The following is a 19823-nucleotide window of genomic DNA, read 5'->3' as shown; positions in this document are numbered from 1 at the left end:
TCATGAAATGGGGTGTCCATGTTGGACAATGAAATTTACACATAACCAGATTATTTGTTTCATTTTCGAAACGGGGTGTCTCTGAAAGAGCATATACTGTTTTAAAAAATAAACAATTTCATTTTAAAAAAGATTGCAATTCATTTCACTTGAAAATGGGGTGTCTACGGCAGAAACTTTAGCCGATTTACCGTGCATTTCTTAAATAAATGAGGTGTCTGCGAAACGTAAATTACGATAATGCTTTTTCAATCCCTCTTCAGAAAACAGGAAGCTGAGTCAGCTTCCTGTTTTTCGTGTTTGTTCTCTTATGTAATTATGGTAAAATACGGCTAAGGATATTTGAAAGGATGAGATCAATGAATCATACAGCAGACAATTGTATTTTTTGTAAAATCATTGACGGGCAAATCCCTTGCTCAAAAGTATACGAAGATGAACATGTGCTTGCATTTTTAGATATTAGTCAAGTAACAAAAGGACATACTCTTGTTATTCCGAAAGTTCATAAACAAGACATTTTTGCGTTAACGCCAGAAATCGCATCACACATTTTTTCTGTCGTTCCAAAAATCGCAAATGCGATTAAAGCAGAGTTTAATCCAGTTGGCTTTAACCTACTTAACAATAACGGTGAAAAAGCTGGACAAACTGTGTTCCACTTCCACCTTCATTTAATTCCACGCTACGGTGAAAAAGATGGTTTCGGTGCTGTTTGGAAATCACACCAAAATGAATACACTATGGAAAATTTACAAAACATCGCAAGTACAATTGCAAATAGTGTGAAATAATGACACTATAAGAAGGCGTAATACATAACAAGCCACTTCCCTGAAGTCATCAAATTCCGCATGGCTTGTTTCTTCACTTAAAATGCTCAGGGATGATTGTTTGTGCATAGCACATATAAGAAAGATATGCATATTTTTTCACATCATGAATACGAACAAAAAATAAGGAGGTCTCCTTTTATGTCAAAAGCTAAATCCTTTATTACAGGTGTTATTTGCGGGGGAGCAGTTGCTGGACTAGCCGTTCTTTTCTCAACTCCTTCTTCTGGTAAAGACATGCGCGGCAAGTTAAAAGAAAAAGGAAATGATATTAAAAAGACTTTAGCTGATATTACAGCTGATACGAAATTATTAAAGCGTCAAATTGTTGAAACGGCTTCAGAAGGTAAAGAAGTGTTTCAAGAACTAAAAGATGACATGCAAGACACGCTTTCTAACTGGAAACAAGATATTTCTCAAAACAAGCGCCATATTGAGAAAGAAATTTTGGACATCCAAAAGTCAATTGAGAAACTACAAGAAGCTGTTCCAGAAAAAGCGTAAACAAATTCCTGCTTAGTTTTTTGCATATAACAAATATTTTTTATATAAATTGACCTTGACACGGCATATCGTATAGATATGCCGTGTTTTTATGCATTTACAATATATGTTATCAATTAACATGTAAGGACAACGCATGTATTCACGACTCATAAAACGCTTCCATAGTTATGCATGATTTGTATAGAATGTCATTTTGTTAAAAAATTTTCACAATTCTTACAAAAAGACTTTATTAATTTTTATTTTACTGGCATAATAGATAGTAATGAAAAAGAATGTTAAAGTGGGTGAGTAAATGAAAAGTGGAGAAAAAGATTACTCGGTAAAAGAAGCGATGATTTTCAGCCAACGCATTGCTCAATTATCGAAAGCGTTATGGAAATGTGTAGAGAAAGATTGGCAGCAGTGGATTAAACCTTACGATTTAAATATTAATGAACATCATATTTTAACAATCGCTTATCATTTAAAAGGGGCTTCTATTTCTGAGATTGCTAAGTTTGGAGTTATGCACGTATCAACGGCGTTTAACTTCTCGAAAAAGCTGGAAGAACGCGGCTATCTTGTATTCTCAAAAAAGGAAGATGATAAACGAAATACGTACATTGAAATTACAGACAAAGGGGAAGAATTACTACTTCGCTTAATGGAGGAGTATGATCCTGAAAATAATTCAGTGTTTAATGGGGCTCTTGCACTTCGTAATTTTTATGGGAAGTTCCCAGAAAATATCGAACTGATTGCAATCCTGCGTAATATTTACGGACAAGACTTTATCGATATTTTTGAGAAATCATTAGAAGATATTGAAGAGAACTTTACAGAATCCGATCAAAAGTTAGTTAAGAAATAATCTATTTATTTTTTCGCAATCATGCTTAAGAATTCATTCATAAGCGGCTTAAATAAACCTTGTTTTGCTAGCGCTTCCGCAGTTTCGTGTACTTCGAGCTGATGTGGAAGCGCTTTTTCAAATTGATCTAACAGCGCATCGAACAAAAGAAGCCCTTCTGCTTTCTCCACTACATATTGCTCGTTCAGTTTTTCACAAAGATTTAGTATACGTTCAATATCTTTTTTACGAGCTTTTTTCTTTATGATCAAAGAATAAAATGGACACTTCTCTTCATCAATCATTTTAAATAGTAGGTCTACGTAGTATTCAGCTTGTTCTAATCTTCTAACAACGTCCATTTTCTCCCTCACTTTCTAACACAAAGTCTTCTATTTCTGAATTTTGTAACACGAACAAAATATCGTGTGATACAATATATGTATATGTATTTTAGCCAAAAGGAGGTCTCGCCTCATGACACTTATAACAGTTGTTTTTGTCGCATTCGCACTTCTTGTTATATTTTACACGAATTTCATGACACATACACTGTGTGAACGAAAACAAATAGCTGCGAGCCGCCAGCCCGGTGTCTTTCGGGTTATTAATGTATGTATAACAATTTTATTAATTTCTAGTTATATAGAAATTATATTTCATGGAAAGTGAGGAAGGAAAGCCCCTTCCTCACTTTTTTCCTCTATAAGCAAATTATACCTACAATAACCAATAAAATAAACAGTACAAGTAATAAAATAAGTTGAGAATTCATCCCCATCCCCTCCTCTATTCTGTATATGCGGCATACGCCCAATATGGCACACTTTCAAAATCTGACACGTACTGGTTAATTTTTCTTTATCAATATGAAAACGCGTCGAAATATGATATATTAAATTTTGTACATATTGCTTATACTATAGAACAAAACATTCATCAAAACTTTATCCTCAGCCACGGTAAGCCCTGTTAAGCGCGCTTTACCAATACAAAAAAGCAAAAGTATCAGTGAGACTTAATCGGGCTCTTATGAATTTAAAATTCATCGGTGTAGGATAAATTAAAAATACATAATAGTAGGAGTGTTTATCGAATGAAGAAAGCTATGCTTGCCTTAGCCGCAACAAGTGTAATCGCATTATCAGCATGTGGAACATCATCATCAGACAAAATCGTTACATCTAAAGCTGGTGACATTACAAAAGAAGAATTCTACGATCAAATGAAGACACAAGCTGGTAAACAAGTACTAAACAACATGGTTATGGAAAAAGTACTTATTAAAAACTACAAAGTTGAAGACAAAGATGTAGACAAAAAGTTCGATGAAATGAAAAAACAATACGGTGATCAATTCGATACACTAATGAAACAACAAGGTATTAAAGAAGAAACTATAAAAAATAGTGTACGTGCTCAATTAGCTCAAGAAAAAGCGGTTGAACAATCGATTACTGATAAAGATGTAAAAGCAAAATTCGAGGATTATAAAAAAGAAATTAAAGCAAGTCATATCCTTGTAAAAGATGAAGAAACTGCTAAAAAAGTGAAAGATGAACTTGCTCAAGGTAAATCTTTCGAAGAATTAGCAAAACAATACTCTGAAGATACAGGCTCAAAAGAAAAAGGTGGCGACTTAGGATTCTTCGGACCAGGGAAAATGGTAAAAGAATTTGAAGAAGCAGCTCAAAAGTTGAAAAAAGGTGAAGTAAGCGAACCTGTAAAAACACAATTCGGTTACCATATCATCAAAGTAACTGATAATCACGCAGATGCAAATTTCGATAAAGCAAAAGCTGATATTAAAAAATCACTAGCTCAAGAAAAAGTACAAGATGCACAATTCATGAACGATCTTATGATGAAAGAAATCAAAAAAGCTGACGTAAAAGTTGACGATAAAGATTTAAAAGATCTTTTCAAAGAGCCAAAAGCTGACGATAAAAAAGACGAAAAGAAATAATGAAAAGCTCGGGCTAAGCCCGAGCTTTTTTATATCCCCTCTTCCAGGGGGAAATTGTGTACAGATTGGGTAAATGAAATTACATGATTGACTCTTCGATTCTATAGAAAGGATAACGTCTTTTTCATTTTATGGATAGTGTACAATCTTAGCTAGTTTTACACTATCTTCGTTACCGAAAGTTTATTTTGTCATTCGTTTAACTAAAACCATCTTTTATGCATTTCACTTAAAAACATTTCTGTGATTCTAAATCCTGAACTTTCCCCTATAATAGAGTCAATCCCACAATGCGGACAAACTGCTGTGTTATCATCATCCCACCACTCTGTAATTTTGTCTGGATTGAAAATTTCCAAACAATAAAAACAACCACATACAACATCTTTTTCTAAGTGCTTTCTATTACGAGAACAAAAACGATGTGCTTCCTCGAAATATTTTTCCATCAGTATCCCCCTATTCCTGATTTTATTCTTTGGTTTACTTACATTCTCCTCAATAAAATTACAATTCTCCCTTAAAGAAAAACACAAAAAAACCTCGATCCACGCCACACGGAACCAAGGTTTATCTTATTATCATTGATTAAATGAAAAAACTATGTTAAATTAGTACAGAAACACGTTTTCAAAAACACAAAGAACGTATTTATCCGTATCTTAATTGTACACCAAAACACATCTTCAGTCAACCTCTATTTTTCACTTTTAAAGGAGTGCTTACGTATGAACAAAAAACTTGATTTAGAGCAAAAACGATTGGATACCGTAATTGAAACGATTACGGAGCAAATTGATAAACTGGAAAACGAAACTGGCAGACGCCGGGCAGAAGTAATCAATATTCGTAAACACTTTTGGGATGACGTGAAAGTGAATACTGATACTTTCGATGATTATCTTGAAACAGTTATCAACTTAAGACAACAAGCTCAGTCACTAGCTGTCACACAAATTACCCATAAGCACACCTTTAATCGACTTGCCGCATTAAGACGTATGCATAAAGCACCTTACTTTGGACGAATCGATTTCAAAGAAGAAGGAGAATCTGCTGCGGATCAAATTTATATCGGCGTCGCTACACTTACTGATGCAAGCGGCGAAAACTTTCTTATATATGACTGGCGCGCACCTATTTCGAGTGTGTACTACGATTATCCACCAGGACCTGCTGAATACAGTACACCAGGCGGCGTAATACACGGTAATGTGGAGAAAAAATTACAATACATTATTCAAAATGGCGAGATTGATTCTATGTTCGATACGAGCCTTACAATTGGCGATGAAATCTTGCAACAAGCGCTCGGAAAAGGTACGAACAAACATATGCAAAGCATCGTTGCTACGATTCAGCGCGAGCAAAATGAAATTATTCGTCACGATGAAGGCCGACTCCTTATCGTGCAAGGAGCTGCTGGTAGTGGGAAAACGTCAGCTGCCCTGCAACGAATCGCCTACTTACTATATAAATATCGCGAATGGTTAAAAGCGGATCAAATTATTCTCTTCTCCCCTAACTCTATGTTCAATAGCTACGTTTCTAACGTACTACCTGAACTCGGTGAAGAAAATATGCAGCAAGTGACATTCCAAGAATATTTAAACCATAGACTAAGCAAGTCATTTGATGTTGAAGATCCTTATGAACAATTAGAATATATGTTAACTGAAATGAATAGCCCTACCTATAAAACGAGAAATGCGAGCATTCGCTTTAAAGCATCTACTCAATTTTTCGAGATGATTCGAGCGTACAGACAATCTCTTGAATCTTCAGGCATGCTATTTAGAGGAATGAAATTTAGAGGAAAGTTAATTGTCTCTGCTAAAGAAATTACAGAGCAGTTTTACAATACTGATTCCTCCCTCCGCTTCCATAATCGAATTGAAAAGTTAACAGATTGGCTAAATAAACAAATAGATGAAATTGAAAAAGCAGAACTGAAAAAGCCTTGGGTAGAAGAAGAAATTGAATTACTGAGTAAAGATGAATACCAAAAGGCTTATAAATATTTACAGAAAAAAGGCGAGTTTGACGACAACTCCTTTCATGATTTTGAGAAAGAAACGAAAGTACTTGGACGTATGATTATCCGTAAAAAATTGAAGCCCCTTCGTAAAGGTGTTCAAACATTGCGTTTCATCAATTTCACAGGCATATATAAACAACTCTTCACAGATGCATCATGGGTTACTGGAGAAAAGCCGACAGAATGGGATGACATTTGCTCATTAACAGTAAACATGCTCGATGAAGGAAAGCTATATTACGAGGATGCGACGCCATTTTTACTTTTAAAAGAGTTAATTGAAGGCTTCCAAACGAATAGATCGATTAAACACGTACTCGTAGACGAAGCGCAAGATTATTCACCGTTTCAATTTGAGTTTTTAAAACGTCTCTTCCCTGCTGCAAGAATGACTGTACTCGGAGACTTTAACCAAGCGATATTTGCCCATGCGAGTGAAGCAGTGAATTTCAATACACTTACTAGCTTATACGGACCAGATGAAACGAACGGCATTAACTTAACTCGTAGCTATCGTTCAACAAAACCAATTATTGAATTTACACGTGCTCTCGTACCGGAAGGAGAAAACATTCACGCCTTTGAACGTGACGGCGAGAAACCTACAGTGACGAAAGTATCCAGTGACAGCGAACTGCACGAACATATTACTGCCAAAGTTGCTGCACTACAAAAAGAGCAGCACAATACAATCGCAATTATATGTAAATCTGCAGCTGAAAGCGCCGCTGCTTACGAAGCACTTCGTCATATCGAGAATATTAAACTCGTGAAAAGTAACTCAGCGGAGTATGAGCAAGGCATCGTTGTGATCCCTGCTTACTTAGCGAAAGGTATCGAATTTGATGCTGTTATTATTTACGATGCTTCTAAAGATGTATATAGCGACGAGAGTGTTCGTAGATTGTTCTACACTGCTTGCACGCGCGCAATGCATGAATTGCAACTTTATAGCGTTGGCGAGGTTAGTCCTTTTGTGCTTGGGGCTGATTCGGATAGTTTTGAGCTTATAACAAAAACACCTTGATGATTATCAAGGTGTTTTTCTCATTCTAAAAGGAATATTTTTACGTCGATATACACTTAACACAATTCCCATTATAAATGCATGAAACAGAGTTGGTATCAATCCGTAGCTAATAAAAGGTAATGATATAGAAACACGTGGTAATATCCCGAGGGTCATGCCAACGTTACAAATAAAATGGATTACAAAAAGAGTCACTCCGCCAACGAGAAGCAATTTACCATAACCATCATTTATTTTATAAGCTATGTTCATTATTCTTACTGCAAAAAGAGAAAGAATCACGACAAGAACTAGCGCAAGTACATATCCATAATAGTAAGTCAAACTTGCAAATACAAAATCAGTATGGGCAGCACGGATAGACTTTATATTTCCATATGTACCAAACCAACCTGCTGAAGACATTGCCTCTTGTAAACGTAAATCCCATTGATCATGCGCTGGATTTATAAATCCTAAAATTCTAGCTATCCGGTATTCTTTTACCGCAGACCAGGAAAATAGATCCCTAACAATAAAGGGTAAAATTGGTAAAATTGTAATGAGCCATGCCGTGTTCTTTCCTAACTTACTCCACCAAAGCATAACGAATACCATCGTAATGTAGATGAAAATTGGTAAAAGAATTGATGTAGTTGAAAATAGATATAAAGAAAATACGTATAATATGAGAAGATGCATAAACTTTAACCTACTATTATTGAAAAAAGAAGCCCAAGCTAGAAAGAAGAATGGCATCGTCATTAAACAGTCAATTTTGATGGGGCCAATTTTTATTATTGCTTCCCCAATCACGTAATCAGTCGGAAAACATTTTATCATTAACAAGATAAGTACGCCAATTGTATAAAACAGCCACCCAAGTTTCTCTAATCTCCGATAATCAAGTAGCATCATGCCCATAGCTGTTACAACACCGAGAATAACAAATATCACCTTATTCATGAATAAGTCAGCATGTCCAAAAGTTATAATCGGCAAAAACCCTAGCCCCATCGCAGCCACTAATAAACCAATTAAAAACCAATCAACCTTTGGCTTATACAGTTTGTTAAGTTCTTCGCCAAGTTTGACCGGACTTCCCATTTGTTCAACAGCCTTATCTTCAGCAACTTCCTCACTTAATCCTTTATCCATCCACATATTCTTCGCCTGTTTTAAGTGAAAGTCTAGTTCCATCGCCACCAAATCCTTCGCTTCTTTTGATTTAATATGGTTCGTAACTTCTTTTAAAAAACGCTCCCCTTTTTTGTTCAATTCCGCCTCACTCCTGTACTAATCCTTTTAATATAAATCGTGCCTTCGTAGCATTCTTCTCTGCCTTTCGCAGCATCTTGTTTCCTTTATCATTTAATTGATAATATTTAGCTCCCGCATGATCCCAGCTAGATTGGATAAAGCGATTTTGTTCTAGACGATGCAATAAAGTGTATAGAGATCCTTCATCACCTTCGAATTTTTGAATTCCTCTCCCCCGCAGTAACTGCATCAATTCATAACCTGTTTTTTCATTCATAAGAAGTTGCAACACCGCTAAAAGGATATCTTCTTCCTTTTCGGACGATTGATTGATTTTTTCACGTACCCGCTTTCGATGTTGATCAGAAAAACTCAAATGTTTAAACGTTGTATTCTCCATTGATTTTCGCAAGCCTTTTAATCGATCTTCCATTTGATTATCCCTCCAATCCTTTCTTCAATAGTTCCTTGGCTTTTTTCAGTCTCGTTTTTATCGTGTTTTCTTTCACGTCTATTACAATAGCAATCTCTTTAATTGATAATTCTTCATAATAAAATAGATAAATGACCTCTCGATATTTTATCGGTAAATTCATTACTGCAGAAGCGAGCTCACGGTCCTCCGCATTTTGAATGACAGTTTGTTCCACACTTTCTTTTTGACTCTCCATATACGTAAAGTCATCCTCTGTAACGATAATTTTTTTGTTATACCAACTTTTTAAATAGTCCTTACAATGATTAATAGCAATTCTCCATAACCATGTTTTTAAATTCGAATTTCCTTTATATGTATGAAGAGATTTATAGCATTTCACAAATATATCTTGCGTTAAATCCTCCGCAACCTCTTTATTATTCACATATGAATACACAAGCTGCAGGACTTCTTGTCCATACTTGTTCATTATTTCATCGATAAGGAGTTCCTTATCTTCTATTTCAAACGCTTCTACCGTTAATTCATCCACACCATTTCCTCCTTCCCATATATTAGACGACGCACTGTATGGAAAAGTTTTATAAATACATAAAAAAATACGGATGGTAATGTCCATACCGTTTTTTTATGAATATTTATTTACTTCTTGTCCCCTGACACTAATGCTCTGCTTAAAAACTAGGAATTTTCATCCATATATCTTGTTCCCTATTTTAAAACATAATACAATGAATACGTAACTTAATAAGCTATAACTAGTAGGTGTGGTAATCATCTCTTCCATTTTGAAAAAAGGGGGAGGTGATAATATGATCGCGATGTTTGTAATTAAATTAGTGTATGGTATCCTAACCGGAGCTGGCGTTGTCATCGGTAGAAGATACTTCGGTCCATGGCTAATTTCTGTATACAAAAAAGCGAGAACCACCCTGCTTCGTGGAAAAGGTAAGGGCGGTTCTCGGCTAAAACGTTAATGTAATTGTCTTATAACCGCACCTACTACCACCACAATAGCAAGTTAGGTTACAAAGGCAGAAGTTTCTCAGGCTTCTGTCTTTTTTATTTTATGCAAAATTCACACTAAATACTCTATCATCATTGTAACACATTTTATTTATTTTTAGTCAAGAGAAAAAACCACCTAAAGGCTCCCCTTCAGGTGGTTCTCTATTTTATGCTAACGCAGCTGCCTGTTCTTGTTGATCTACAGGAATTACAGCGTCTGTTAGTGCTTTTTCTAGTTCAGCTGTATATTTCATTTGTTCTTCTTTGCTCCAGCCTAGTTTCGCAGCCATGTAGTTGATTACTGCTTCTTTCCACTCATATACCCAGTGGATGTTGAAGAATACAGCGCCTCTGCGGCGTACGAAGAAGTCAACCGGTTTTGCTGTCATTTCGTAATCCATTGCGTATACAAGCGGGATTAGAACGTCTAGCGGCATGTTGTATTCTTTCGCTTCGTCTTTATGTTTTTTCGCTAAGTCGAATAGTACGTCAACGTTAGATCCATAGAATTTCGCGAATTCTTCTGCTTGTGCTGTCGTTAAACCGTATTTCGTACCTTCGCCTGCTTTTTTCGCAACGAATGCTGGGAATCCGTGTGAACCACTTACATGTCCACCAGAGATTGGCATATGTTTCGTGTCGCTCTTCGGATATGCACTATGACCTTCTTTTTGTAATAGATTCGTTACGTAGTCTACTACCATTTCAGCCATTTTACGGTATCCAGTTAATTTACCACCTGCGATTGTAATTAAACCAGATTCAGAAGTCCAAATTTCATCTTTACGAGAAATCTCAGATGCACTCTTACCTTCTTCATAAATTAACGGACGAACACCAGCCCAGCTTGATTCAATGTCTTTCTCTGTAATTTTCACGCTTGGGAACATGTAGTTAATCGCATTAATGATGTATGTGCGATCTTCTGTTGTCATTTGTGGTACAGCTGCGTCTTTATCATAGAACGTATCTGTTGTACCTACGTATGTTTTTCCTCCGCGAGGAATCGCGAACACCATACGTTTATCTGGTGTATCGAAGTAAATCGCTTGCCCGAGTGGGAAACGTTTTTGATCAATTACTAAGTGAACACCTTTTGATAACTGAAGTACTTTTCCTTTTTTCGAGTTATCTTTTTCACGAAGTGTATCTACCCAAGGACCAGCTGCGTTTACAATTTTCTTACCGTAAACTTCATATACTTCACCGTCTAGTAAATCGATTACACGTACACCGCATACTTTTCCATCTTTATATAAGAAACTGTCTACTTTTGCGTAGTTAACAGCTTTCGCGCCATGCTCAATTGCTTCTTTCATTACTTCAATTGTAAGACGCGCATCGTCTGTACGATATTCTACGTAGTAACCGCCGCCTTTTAATCCTTCTTTTTTCACAAGAGGCTCTTTGTTTAATGTTTCTTCACGGTTAAACATTTTTCTGCGCTCGCTTCGCTTTACACCTGCTAAGAAGTCGTATACACGAAGACCAATTGATGTACTAAATGATCCGAACGTACCGCCTGTATGGAACGGAAGTAACATCCACTCTGGTGTTGTTACATGGGGACCGTTCTCATATACGATCGCACGCTCTTTACCCACCTCTGCTACCATTTTCACTTCAAGTTGTTTTAAATAACGTAGACCACCGTGTACAAGCTTCGTTGAACGACTTGATGTACCTGCTGCAAAGTCCTGCATTTCAAACACAATTGTTGATAACCCGCGTGTTGCTCCATCTAATGCAATACCAGAACCAGTAATACCTCCACCAATTACGATCACATCTAACTCTTGTTTATTTACTCCGTTTAATACGTCTTTACGTTGTTTACTTGAAAATTTCATGGTAATTCCTCCCTTTGATAACGAAAAAAGAGACCACAAACTCCGCTATAGATTTCGCCTCTATAGCGCGTTGTGGTCTCTCCAAATCTCCTACCGAATTATTAACTTGTCACCATTATAACACTGTTTATGATTATTTGAAAGCTTTTGTTGCTTCAATTGCTTTTTTCCATCCAGCATATAGCTCTTCGCTTGTTTCCGCTTCCATCGTTGGTTCAAAGCGTTTGTCCATATGCCACTGTGATTTAATTTCATCTTGGTTTTTCCAATATCCAACCGCAAGACCAGCTAAGTATGCTGCACCTAAAGCTGTCGTTTCGTTGATCACTGGACGCTCTACAGGAACATCTAAAATATCACTTTGGAACTTCATTAAGAAGTTATTTTTAACCGCTCCGCCATCAACGCGTAATGTTTTCAGTTCAATACCTGAATCTGCTTCCATTGCGCATAATACATCTTTCGTTTGGTAAGCTAAAGATTCTAGCGTTGCACGAATGAAATGCTCTTTCGTCGTACCGCGTGTTACACCAAACATAGCGCCGCGTACTTCACTATCCCAATAAGGTGTTCCTAGTCCAACGAATGCTGGTACAACGTATACACCGTCAGTTGATTCAACGCGAGAGGCATATACTTCACTCTCACTTGCATCTTTAAACATGCGCATTCCGTCACGTAACCACTGAATCGCAGAACCTGCTACGAAAATACTTCCTTCTAATGCGTAGTTCACTTTACCATCTATTCCCCATGCAATTGTTGTTAATAGACCGTGCTCAGAAGCTACTGCTTTTTCACCTGTGTTCATTAACATAAAGCAACCAGTTCCGTAAGTGTTCTTCGCCATACCTTCACCGAAACAAGCTTGTCCAAATAAAGCTGCTTGTTGGTCACCAGCTACACCTGCAATCGGTACATTTTGACCGAAGAAGTGGTAATCAATTGTTTCTCCATATATTTCAGATGATGGACGTACTTCTGGAAGCATACTCTTTGGTACTGTTAACATGTCTAGAAGCTCATCATCCCACTGTAAGTCGTGAATGTTAAACATTAACGTACGTGATGCGTTTGAGTAATCTGTTACGTGTGCTTTACCACCAGATAGTTTCCATACAAGCCATGAATCAATTGTTCCGAATAATAGATCCCCGTTTTCTGCTTTCTCTCTTGCACCTTCAACGTTATCTAAAATCCACTTTACTTTCGTTCCAGAGAAGTATGCATCAATTAAAAGACCTGTTTTTTCGCGAACCATTTCGCTATAACCTTTTTCTTTTAACTCATCACAAATTTCAGCTGTTTGGCGAGATTGCCATACGATTGCGTTGTAAATTGGTTTACTAGTTGTTTTATCCCATACAACCGTTGTTTCACGTTGGTTCGTAATACCGATACCAGCGATTTGTTCTGGTTTTACATCTGCTTCGCTTAAGCAAGTTGCGATAACTGCTAAAATAGATCCCCAAATTTCTTGCGCATTATGCTCTACCCAGCCTGGCTTTGGAAAATGTTGTGTAAACTCTTTTTGAGCTGAATGAACAATTTCACCTTTTTTATTGAATAAAATTGCACGTGAGCTTGTTGTTCCTTGGTCTAATGAAAGAATATATTTTTTCATATCGGTTTCCCCCTTATGCTACTTTTCTACTATTTGTATTGCTTCCGCTTTTTTTACTTGTCATATAAGAGATTGCTAGTACAATCACAGTTGCGATAATCACATAAATAAGTGCTGAATTTTGTTTTCCTTCAAATACAACTTGATGGAATAAACCTGCAAGTGATCCACCTAAAATTGGACCTACTACTGGAATCCATGCATACTTCCAGTTTGAACCGCCTTTTCCTGCAATCGGAAGGAAGAAGTGTGCGATACGCGGACCTAAATCACGTGCTGGGTTAATTGCGTATCCTGTTGTCCCACCTAATGATAAACCAATACTTACAATTAAGAAACCTACGATAAATGGATTTAATCCATCTGCAAATTTATTTGCACCAATTGCTAATATACCAAATACTAAAACGAATGTTCCAATCATTTCACTTAAAAGGTTTGCAAATGTGTTCGGAATTGCTGGACCTGTTGCAAATACACCTAACTTTGTTCCTGGATCTTCTGTTTCTTTCCAGTGTGGTAAGTAATGTAAATATACGATAACTGCCCCGATAATTGCCCCAATCATTTGTGCTACGATATAACCTGGTACGTCACTCCATGGGAACGCTCCCTTAAATGCTAGTCCTATCGTTAAAGCTGGATTCAAATGTGCCCCACTAATTGATCCAACCGCATACGCTGCAACCGCTACCGCTAAGCCCCAGCCCATTGTAATAACAATCCAACCTGAATCTTTCGCAAACGATTTCTTTAAACTTACACCAGCACAAACGCCGCCACCAAGTACGATTAACAACGCAGTCCCTATTAACTCTCCTAAAAATGCTGACATAGTATCCCTCCACAATCAATTTAAACGCTTCCAAATGTGATAGAGGTAAAATGAATGGCCATTCGTTTTTGTCAAAAGAAAAAGACCCACAGCTTTGCACGCTTCTATATAAATTTATATAGAAACAATGAAATGTGGATCTCTTCTTTTCTCCGTCACGTTTATTAACTTGTCTATAATGTTAACCTCTTATGAAAGCGGTGTCAACAGAATTTTTTCACATTTTCGTCACTTTTTTTGGTAATGTTTCCATAGTTCGCGTTTTGACGTCGTAATCGCTGTCGCACCAGCGTTTAAAGCTCTTTCCACATCTTCTACAGTACGAATAAAACCACCTGCTAAAATCGGTACACCAGTACGCTCTTTCACTTCAGCGATAATATCCGTCATTGCTCCTGGAAGCACCTCAATATAATCCGGTTTTGTCTTATCTAAAAGATTGCAGCTCTTCTCCATCGCACTCGAATCGATTAAAAAGATGCGTTGTATTGCCACAACACCTTTTTGCTTCGCCTTCATAATAACGCTCGCCTTTGTCGAAAGTAACCCGTACGGTCTAAACTCCTGACATAAATATTCCGTCGCATGCCCATCACTCTGCAAGCCATGAATTAAATCCACATGTAAAAACACCTTTTTACAATATTGCTTCGCAAGTGATATAACACTCTTCAATTGGCCGACATGAATATCTAAAATAACGATATATTCATACGAACTATGTAATAGCTTTTCCAAATCTTTAATTTGCCTCACTGCCGGCAAAATTTTCTGTTCATGAAATTCCATTCTAAATGTCCCCTTCTTTATGTCATCCTATCCTTTATAGTACACAATTTAAGTGAAAAGAACAGCCAGTGTTGGGGATTTCTTTCAAATCTTTCCTCTATTTATATATTTTCTTCAACTTATCGGAACCTATACCACCTATAATCATGAATACAAGGGGCAAAAGATTCATTACATATGGCGCATCTGCTACAATTGTAATACTTGCTCCAGCAAACTTATTTAGCATCCATACAACGATTTTTGCAATAAACAAAAATACTCCTATCATAAATAGACTATCAAAAAACACCTTCCATTTTGGATACGCCAATTGCTTACTATCTTTAATTATTTTCTGCGTCAATTCTTCATCACTCCTTAGCAGTTCATCAATTGTAATACCGAACAGATCGCTTAAATGAATAATAATTTCAATGCTCGGATAGTTCTTTCCCGTCTCCCATTTCGAAACAGATTGCCTACTTACATGAATTTTTTCAGCCAAATCATTTTGCGACCAATTTCTTTTTTCCCTTTCTTCTTTTAAACGCTCACTAAAAATCATACTGTGTTTATCACCTCTCTATACCCATTATGTTCAAATAAATGATGAAGAGTAAAGCTAGTTATCGTTGCATTTCCTGCGCAACTTATGCGTTACAGCTTATAATGGCGCTCTTTTATATGTATCTCCCCTATACTATGCTCCAATAATAATTTCCCGAACAATAATACAAAGAACGGATACTAATAAAGACTAGATTAGGCATAAAAAATACGCCATCCCTTCTTATCAGTCTCCAGAAAGAATAACGCAAATTTTCATTTTTACTCATCATTTTTCGGACTATATGAAAACCCCGGATATTTCACAACAGGCCTCTTCTCCTTACGCAGGGAATCCATTACTTGCGGGCCAACATGTATATTACTCTCCACTATTTCTTTAGGAGTCAGTGCCATCCATTGATTTAACGATACATCTTCAAAACGATTACTTCTGAACATCTCTAAAAACCATAATGTTTCGGTACCTGTATTTTGAATATAATGCCCCGTCGCAAACGGTACATATCCGACATCGCCAGCTCTATAATCAAATGTACGAGCGGTACCATTTCCAAGAAACACAGTCATTCTCGCTTCCCCTGTCAAATAATATTGCCATTCATCATTATTCGGGTGCCAATGAAGTTCTCTCATTCCACCAGGCTCAACCTCAACGAGCGCTGCTGCGATTGTTTTGGAAATAGGGAAATTTGTAGAATCTACAATTCGAACGCTACCACCAGGTGTCTTAATCGGCTTTTGTTTTAACAATTCATGTTTAAATGTTAAAGGAACTTCTCCTTTCGGCGATTGAATTTCCTGACTTTCAAGCGAACCTGGCACCTCTCCTTGATAAATATAAACTTGATCTGAAGGGATAGAACGAAAAGCACTCTCAGGCACTCCGAAATTAGCCGACAACACTTCTTTTGGCGTATGCGCAAACCAATCGGAAATAGCTAAAGTAGATAAATCAGAAAAATGCCCATCATCGAAAACGAGTAGAAATTCACAATGTTCCAATCCTTGAATGGAATGCGGAATACCAGGCGGAAAATACCAAAGATCACCTGGTCCAACATCAGCAATAAAATTCCGTCCATTTTGATCAACAGCCGTTATGCGCGCCCGTCCTAAAAGCATATACGCCCATTCTGCCTCTTTATGCCAATGTAGTTCTCGTACTCCACCGGCCGTTAAACTCATATTTACTCCCGCAATCGTCGTCGAAACCGGTAGTTCCCGAGCAGTAATCTCCCGAGACCACCCGCCTTGTTTCAAAATCATAGAAGTGTCCGAGAATGAAAACTTCAAGTTAGGAACTAACCCTGCATCCGTTATAGGCGGAACAAGCATATTCGGATTTTGAATATCCCGCATAACATTACGAGGTCCAGAATCAATCGCACCTGCTCCGTCGCTGCGGATTGGTTGTGGCACATTCCCTCCCGCTTCATTAACAGTACGTTTCTTCATGATTACACTCCTTTTTCATCCGGTTATGAAGTAAAAAGCCTCCATCATAGTGTATGAATAGGGCTTTGGATGGTTACAGTTACATCATCTGCCTATCATTATCGTTTTGTTCATTTCTCAGCTTATAATAGTATGAACAGCGCCTGGAAAGATAATGAAGAAATTAAATTAAAACTATTAAAAAAACCTGTAAAATTTAGTGCAAACAAGTTAATATACTTAATTAGTAAATTTCCCTCGAATAATTTATTAAAATCTAACATCCGTATACTTCTTACATATTTATAATATTTCCACATGTACTGTTTTACAAATAATCACATATTCGATCAAAGGGATTTATGTAGTCTTTAAAAGGAAATTTACTAAACGAAAAGAAAATTTTAACAACAATGAAAAGAAGCTAACAATAAATTGTTAACTTCTCAACCGAAAGTAAAATACTATCTTTCCTTATCTTCTAATATCTAGGTTGTGATTGAATATTTGTAAGATGAACATCAAACATATCAATGATTTCAAGAAATCTATCAGCTTCACGGAAAACATGGTCTGCTAATAAGGGATGAATGATACTCTTTATTTTACATTGCTCAATTAAATCACGTGCTGTTTTCTTAAAATCCCGAAGAGATGCAACCGACACACGATTTTGATCTAAAAATTGATCTAAAAGAGGGGCTGTTTGGGATTGTGGTTTCATAGATTCTAAGTCAATTGCTTGATACATCAATTCATCAAAATCATTGCTAAAATTCCGCGCTGTATCTACAAGCTTTCTTTCCGATGGATCAAGAAGATGGCCAATAAATTTAGCATGGTCTGCCATAATCCGTAAAAAGAAAACATTTTCTTTAATAATAGCATCAGGAAGCGCATCTAATTTACCTTCATTTAATTGTATTAAACGTTTTCTAAAATAATCAGCTTCCCTACTTGTATGGTCAACTAAAAGTGGAAAGTTATTTTGTCCTGGCAATTTACATGTGAGAATTAATCCTAAAATTTTTCTTTTAAATCCCCAAATATTAGTTGCGGCTTGTTGTACTTCTGCATTAAATCTTTTTATTTGCTCAGGATCTGTTTCATTTGTATAGGAATGCGCTATTTGTTCAATATGTTCAAACAATCGATAAAATTGATTCGCCTCTTCGATTAGTTGAGTATCCTCGCACCTAAATCCTAAACGAAGAAAAAAAGAATGCTCCTTCATGATTCTAGACCAAAAACGAATTTCATTTAATGAACGCTCAACAAACATTACAGATGTAACACCTGTATCCGGATGTAATGAAGTTTCATCCCTATGCATTGTTAATCCCCCCCAGTAAAATCCCCACTAGTTCCATTCTTATGAGTAAAAAAATATATAAATACCATCAATAAAAGTTTATGATGACTCTCTTATACATGTAAAATTAAACTAATATAACCTTAGCTTGATGAACATATACTGCTCCCGCAGAAGAAAAAAAGCTACCACCGAGATGTAAAATCCTACTAGGTGGTAACCTTTCAAAATTTCTATTAAAGCAATACCGAATCTTTATCACTTTCCTGATTACGTTTCTCACGCTCTTCTTCTAAACGCTTCATATATACTTCGCCTTCTTTTTCAATAAACTCATTATCCATATCTTGCTCTTTTTTCGAAGTATATAAAACCATGTAGCCACTTAGTACAATCCCGACAATTACAAGATACACCCACCATGGTAAAGTTTCCAAATCACTTCATTCCTTTCCTTAGACAAGCCTTATTAGTTTCACTCTATGAGGAAAGAAGTGGATTTATACCTAAAATTTTATTGTGGATGCTTCGCGAAAAATGCTTGTACATATTCCATAAACTCAATTGGTTCCTGACGAAACGGTGCGTGGTATCCTTTTTCAATAATATGAAACGTACTATTTGCAAATAGCCCATGATACAGTTCACCATTTTTCCAAGAAACGCTCTTATCGTGTCGTCCCCATATAATTAAAGTCGGCACCTTAATCTTATCGGCTTCCATCGCGATGCGGCGCTCTCTCATTTTCGTAAGCTGATCATAATGCTCTTTATCATCACGACTATTTTTCACTTCATTTTTATTATACTTCGTAATCTCGGTTACAGTTTGTAAGTCCGTCGATAGCGGTGGTACTTCATAACTTTCTTTTTGCTGGAAAGACTCTATCCCTGTAGCATCCGCCAAGATGAGATGCGTTACTGCATCCGGATATAAATACGCTAAATTGAGGGACATCTCTCCGCCCATCGAATGGCCAAGCACCGCAAACTGATCGTATCCGAGCTTCTTCATTAACTTATAATATAAATTCACTTGCACAGGAAACGAATACTGAAAATCAACTGGCTTAGAAGAACGCCCAAACCCTAAAATATCAACCGCAATAATCGTATGGTCTCGCGCTAGTTCTGGATAAATATCACTAAACCCATCAGAAGAACCACCAAACCCGTGAAACATAAGTAACGGAGGTTTCCCCTCACCAATTTGTTTAAAATAAATCGTTTGCCCATCAATTTGCGCCATACTCTCTTTCGTATTCAGCTTCATCATAACAGTATCTTTCACTTCTCCAACCTTCGCAATCGGCTTCTCAACGAAGTTACAAACAATTAACAAAACGAGCACAATACCGCTAATCATATAAAACTTAAACCGTTTCAAAGTTCCCGTCTCCTTTCTCTTGTTTCTATTTAAAGTTTTTACATTTTTTGGTTGTTTTATGTTCTCTTTTTAATTGTAACTGAGACAGTTACAATTATACTAAAAAAATATAACTCATTTCTATTACTAATGGTTATTATGTAACTAT

Annotated in this window: 22 protein-coding genes; 7 read left to right on the top strand and 15 right to left on the bottom strand. The window is 36.7% G+C overall.

Features of this window, described 5'->3' with window-relative positions; all coding sequences use genetic code 11:
* Positions 1-359 precede the first annotated feature (359 nt).
* The 3 genes from BM089_RS00825 (at position 360) to BM089_RS00815 (ending at position 2193) form a co-directional block, all read left to right on the top strand.
* Complete coding sequence (locus BM089_RS00825; RefSeq protein WP_001016835.1) at positions 360-794, top strand: HIT family protein; 435 nt, start codon at positions 360-362, stop codon at positions 792-794.
* Between the two features lie 180 nt (positions 795-974).
* On the top strand, positions 975-1337 hold the full coding sequence (locus tag BM089_RS00820; RefSeq protein WP_000030302.1) for a YtxH domain-containing protein: 363 nt from the start codon (positions 975-977) through the stop codon (positions 1335-1337).
* A gap of 298 nt (positions 1338-1635) precedes the next feature.
* A complete protein-coding gene (locus tag BM089_RS00815) occupies positions 1636-2193 on the top strand; it encodes an HTH-type transcriptional regulator Hpr (protein WP_000834924.1) in 558 nt (185 codons plus the stop codon).
* Positions 2194-2198: 5 nt separating this feature from the next.
* On the opposite strand, the gene BM089_RS00810 is transcribed toward BM089_RS00815, so the two are convergent.
* A complete protein-coding gene (locus tag BM089_RS00810; RefSeq protein ID WP_000383655.1) occupies positions 2199-2534 on the bottom strand; it encodes a DUF1878 family protein in 336 nt (111 codons plus the stop codon).
* 115 nt (positions 2535-2649) lie between these two features.
* Between BM089_RS00810 and BM089_RS00805 the strand changes: the two genes are divergently transcribed.
* On the top strand, positions 2650-2844 hold the full coding sequence (locus tag BM089_RS00805; RefSeq protein WP_000172690.1) for a hypothetical protein: 195 nt from the start codon (positions 2650-2652) through the stop codon (positions 2842-2844).
* A 31-nt stretch (positions 2845-2875) separates the two neighbouring features.
* On the opposite strand, the gene BM089_RS31845 is transcribed toward BM089_RS00805, so the two are convergent.
* Positions 2876-2989 carry a hypothetical protein gene (locus BM089_RS31845; protein WP_002023459.1) on the bottom strand — a complete coding sequence of 38 codons (114 nt, stop codon included), beginning with the start codon at positions 2987-2989 and terminating at the stop codon, positions 2876-2878.
* A 279-nt stretch (positions 2990-3268) separates the two neighbouring features.
* On the opposite strand from BM089_RS31845, the gene prsA reads away from it, so the two are divergent.
* Complete coding sequence (gene prsA, locus BM089_RS00795; protein ID WP_090975743.1) at positions 3269-4138, top strand: peptidylprolyl isomerase PrsA; 870 nt, start codon at positions 3269-3271, stop codon at positions 4136-4138.
* Between the two features lie 203 nt (positions 4139-4341).
* Here prsA and BM089_RS00790 read toward each other — a convergent pair whose 3' ends face one another.
* Positions 4342-4587, bottom strand: a complete 246-nt coding sequence (locus BM089_RS00790; RefSeq protein WP_090975741.1) for a cytoplasmic protein — start codon at positions 4585-4587, stop codon at positions 4342-4344.
* Positions 4588-4866: 279 nt separating this feature from the next.
* Between BM089_RS00790 and helD the strand changes: the two genes are divergently transcribed.
* Positions 4867-7203 (top strand): RNA polymerase recycling motor HelD, encoded by a 2337-nt coding sequence (gene helD / locus BM089_RS00785; RefSeq protein ID WP_090975739.1) that lies wholly within the window; start codon positions 4867-4869, stop codon positions 7201-7203.
* Positions 7204-7209: 6 nt separating this feature from the next.
* Here the strand turns inward: helD and BM089_RS00780 are convergent, their stop codons facing one another.
* From BM089_RS00780 to BM089_RS00770, 3 genes are read right to left on the bottom strand one after another with little or no spacing between them, the layout of a single operon-like run.
* Positions 7210-8463, bottom strand: a complete 1254-nt coding sequence (locus tag BM089_RS00780; protein ID WP_090975737.1) for an FtsW/RodA/SpoVE family cell cycle protein — start codon at positions 8461-8463, stop codon at positions 7210-7212.
* Between the two features lie 7 nt (positions 8464-8470).
* Positions 8471-8878: a PadR family transcriptional regulator gene (locus BM089_RS00775; protein WP_002159014.1), complete on the bottom strand. Its 408-nt coding sequence runs from the start codon at positions 8876-8878 to the stop codon at positions 8471-8473.
* A 4-nt stretch (positions 8879-8882) separates the two neighbouring features.
* Positions 8883-9416 (bottom strand): sigma-70 family RNA polymerase sigma factor, encoded by a 534-nt coding sequence (locus BM089_RS00770; RefSeq protein WP_090975735.1) that lies wholly within the window; start codon positions 9414-9416, stop codon positions 8883-8885.
* Positions 9417-9696: 280 nt separating this feature from the next.
* Here BM089_RS00770 and BM089_RS30905 point away from each other — a divergent pair, with 280 nt between their 5' ends.
* The gene (locus BM089_RS30905; protein WP_000561150.1) at positions 9697-9861 is read left to right on the top strand and encodes a hypothetical protein; all 165 of its coding nucleotides are present in this window, start codon (positions 9697-9699) and stop codon (positions 9859-9861) included.
* Between the two features lie 198 nt (positions 9862-10059).
* Here the strand turns inward: BM089_RS30905 and glpD are convergent, their stop codons facing one another.
* The 9 genes from glpD to BM089_RS00720 all read right to left on the bottom strand — a co-directional run bounded on the left by glpD (position 10060) and on the right by BM089_RS00720 (position 19675).
* Positions 10060-11742 carry an aerobic glycerol-3-phosphate dehydrogenase gene (gene glpD, locus BM089_RS00760; RefSeq protein WP_090975733.1) on the bottom strand — a complete coding sequence of 561 codons (1683 nt, stop codon included), beginning with the start codon at positions 11740-11742 and terminating at the stop codon, positions 10060-10062.
* Positions 11743-11875: 133 nt separating this feature from the next.
* The gene (gene glpK / locus BM089_RS00755) at positions 11876-13366 is read right to left on the bottom strand and encodes a glycerol kinase GlpK (RefSeq protein ID WP_000760007.1); all 1491 of its coding nucleotides are present in this window, start codon (positions 13364-13366) and stop codon (positions 11876-11878) included.
* Positions 13367-13379: 13 nt separating this feature from the next.
* Positions 13380-14201 carry a glycerol uptake facilitator protein GlpF gene (gene glpF / locus BM089_RS00750; protein ID WP_001272200.1) on the bottom strand — a complete coding sequence of 274 codons (822 nt, stop codon included), beginning with the start codon at positions 14199-14201 and terminating at the stop codon, positions 13380-13382.
* A 228-nt stretch (positions 14202-14429) separates the two neighbouring features.
* Complete coding sequence (glpP, locus tag BM089_RS00745) at positions 14430-14990, bottom strand: glycerol uptake operon antiterminator GlpP (RefSeq protein WP_000394286.1); 561 nt, start codon at positions 14988-14990, stop codon at positions 14430-14432.
* 97 nt (positions 14991-15087) lie between these two features.
* Positions 15088-15537, bottom strand: coding sequence for a helix-turn-helix domain-containing protein (locus BM089_RS00740; RefSeq protein WP_069355155.1), 450 nt, complete (start codon positions 15535-15537; stop codon positions 15088-15090).
* Between the two features lie 263 nt (positions 15538-15800).
* Positions 15801-16997 carry an oxalate decarboxylase family bicupin gene (locus BM089_RS00735; RefSeq protein ID WP_000747514.1) on the bottom strand — a complete coding sequence of 399 codons (1197 nt, stop codon included), beginning with the start codon at positions 16995-16997 and terminating at the stop codon, positions 15801-15803.
* A gap of 460 nt (positions 16998-17457) precedes the next feature.
* Entirely contained in the window at positions 17458-18309 is an 852-nt protein-coding gene (locus tag BM089_RS00730; protein ID WP_000554478.1) for a DUF2935 domain-containing protein, read from the bottom strand.
* Between the two features lie 215 nt (positions 18310-18524).
* The gene (locus BM089_RS00725) at positions 18525-18725 is read right to left on the bottom strand and encodes a sporulation YhaL family protein (RefSeq protein WP_000449225.1); all 201 of its coding nucleotides are present in this window, start codon (positions 18723-18725) and stop codon (positions 18525-18527) included.
* A gap of 77 nt (positions 18726-18802) precedes the next feature.
* Complete coding sequence (locus BM089_RS00720; RefSeq protein WP_139213190.1) at positions 18803-19675, bottom strand: alpha/beta fold hydrolase; 873 nt, start codon at positions 19673-19675, stop codon at positions 18803-18805.
* Positions 19676-19823 lie beyond the last annotated feature (148 nt).

Source organism: Bacillus sp. 5mfcol3.1 (assembly GCF_900114335.1).
GTDB lineage: Bacteria > Bacillota > Bacilli > Bacillales > Bacillaceae_G > Bacillus_A > Bacillus_A thuringiensis_S.
The sequence above is the reverse complement of the archived record's forward strand: the minus strand, read 5'-3'. Positions and strand labels throughout refer to the sequence as shown.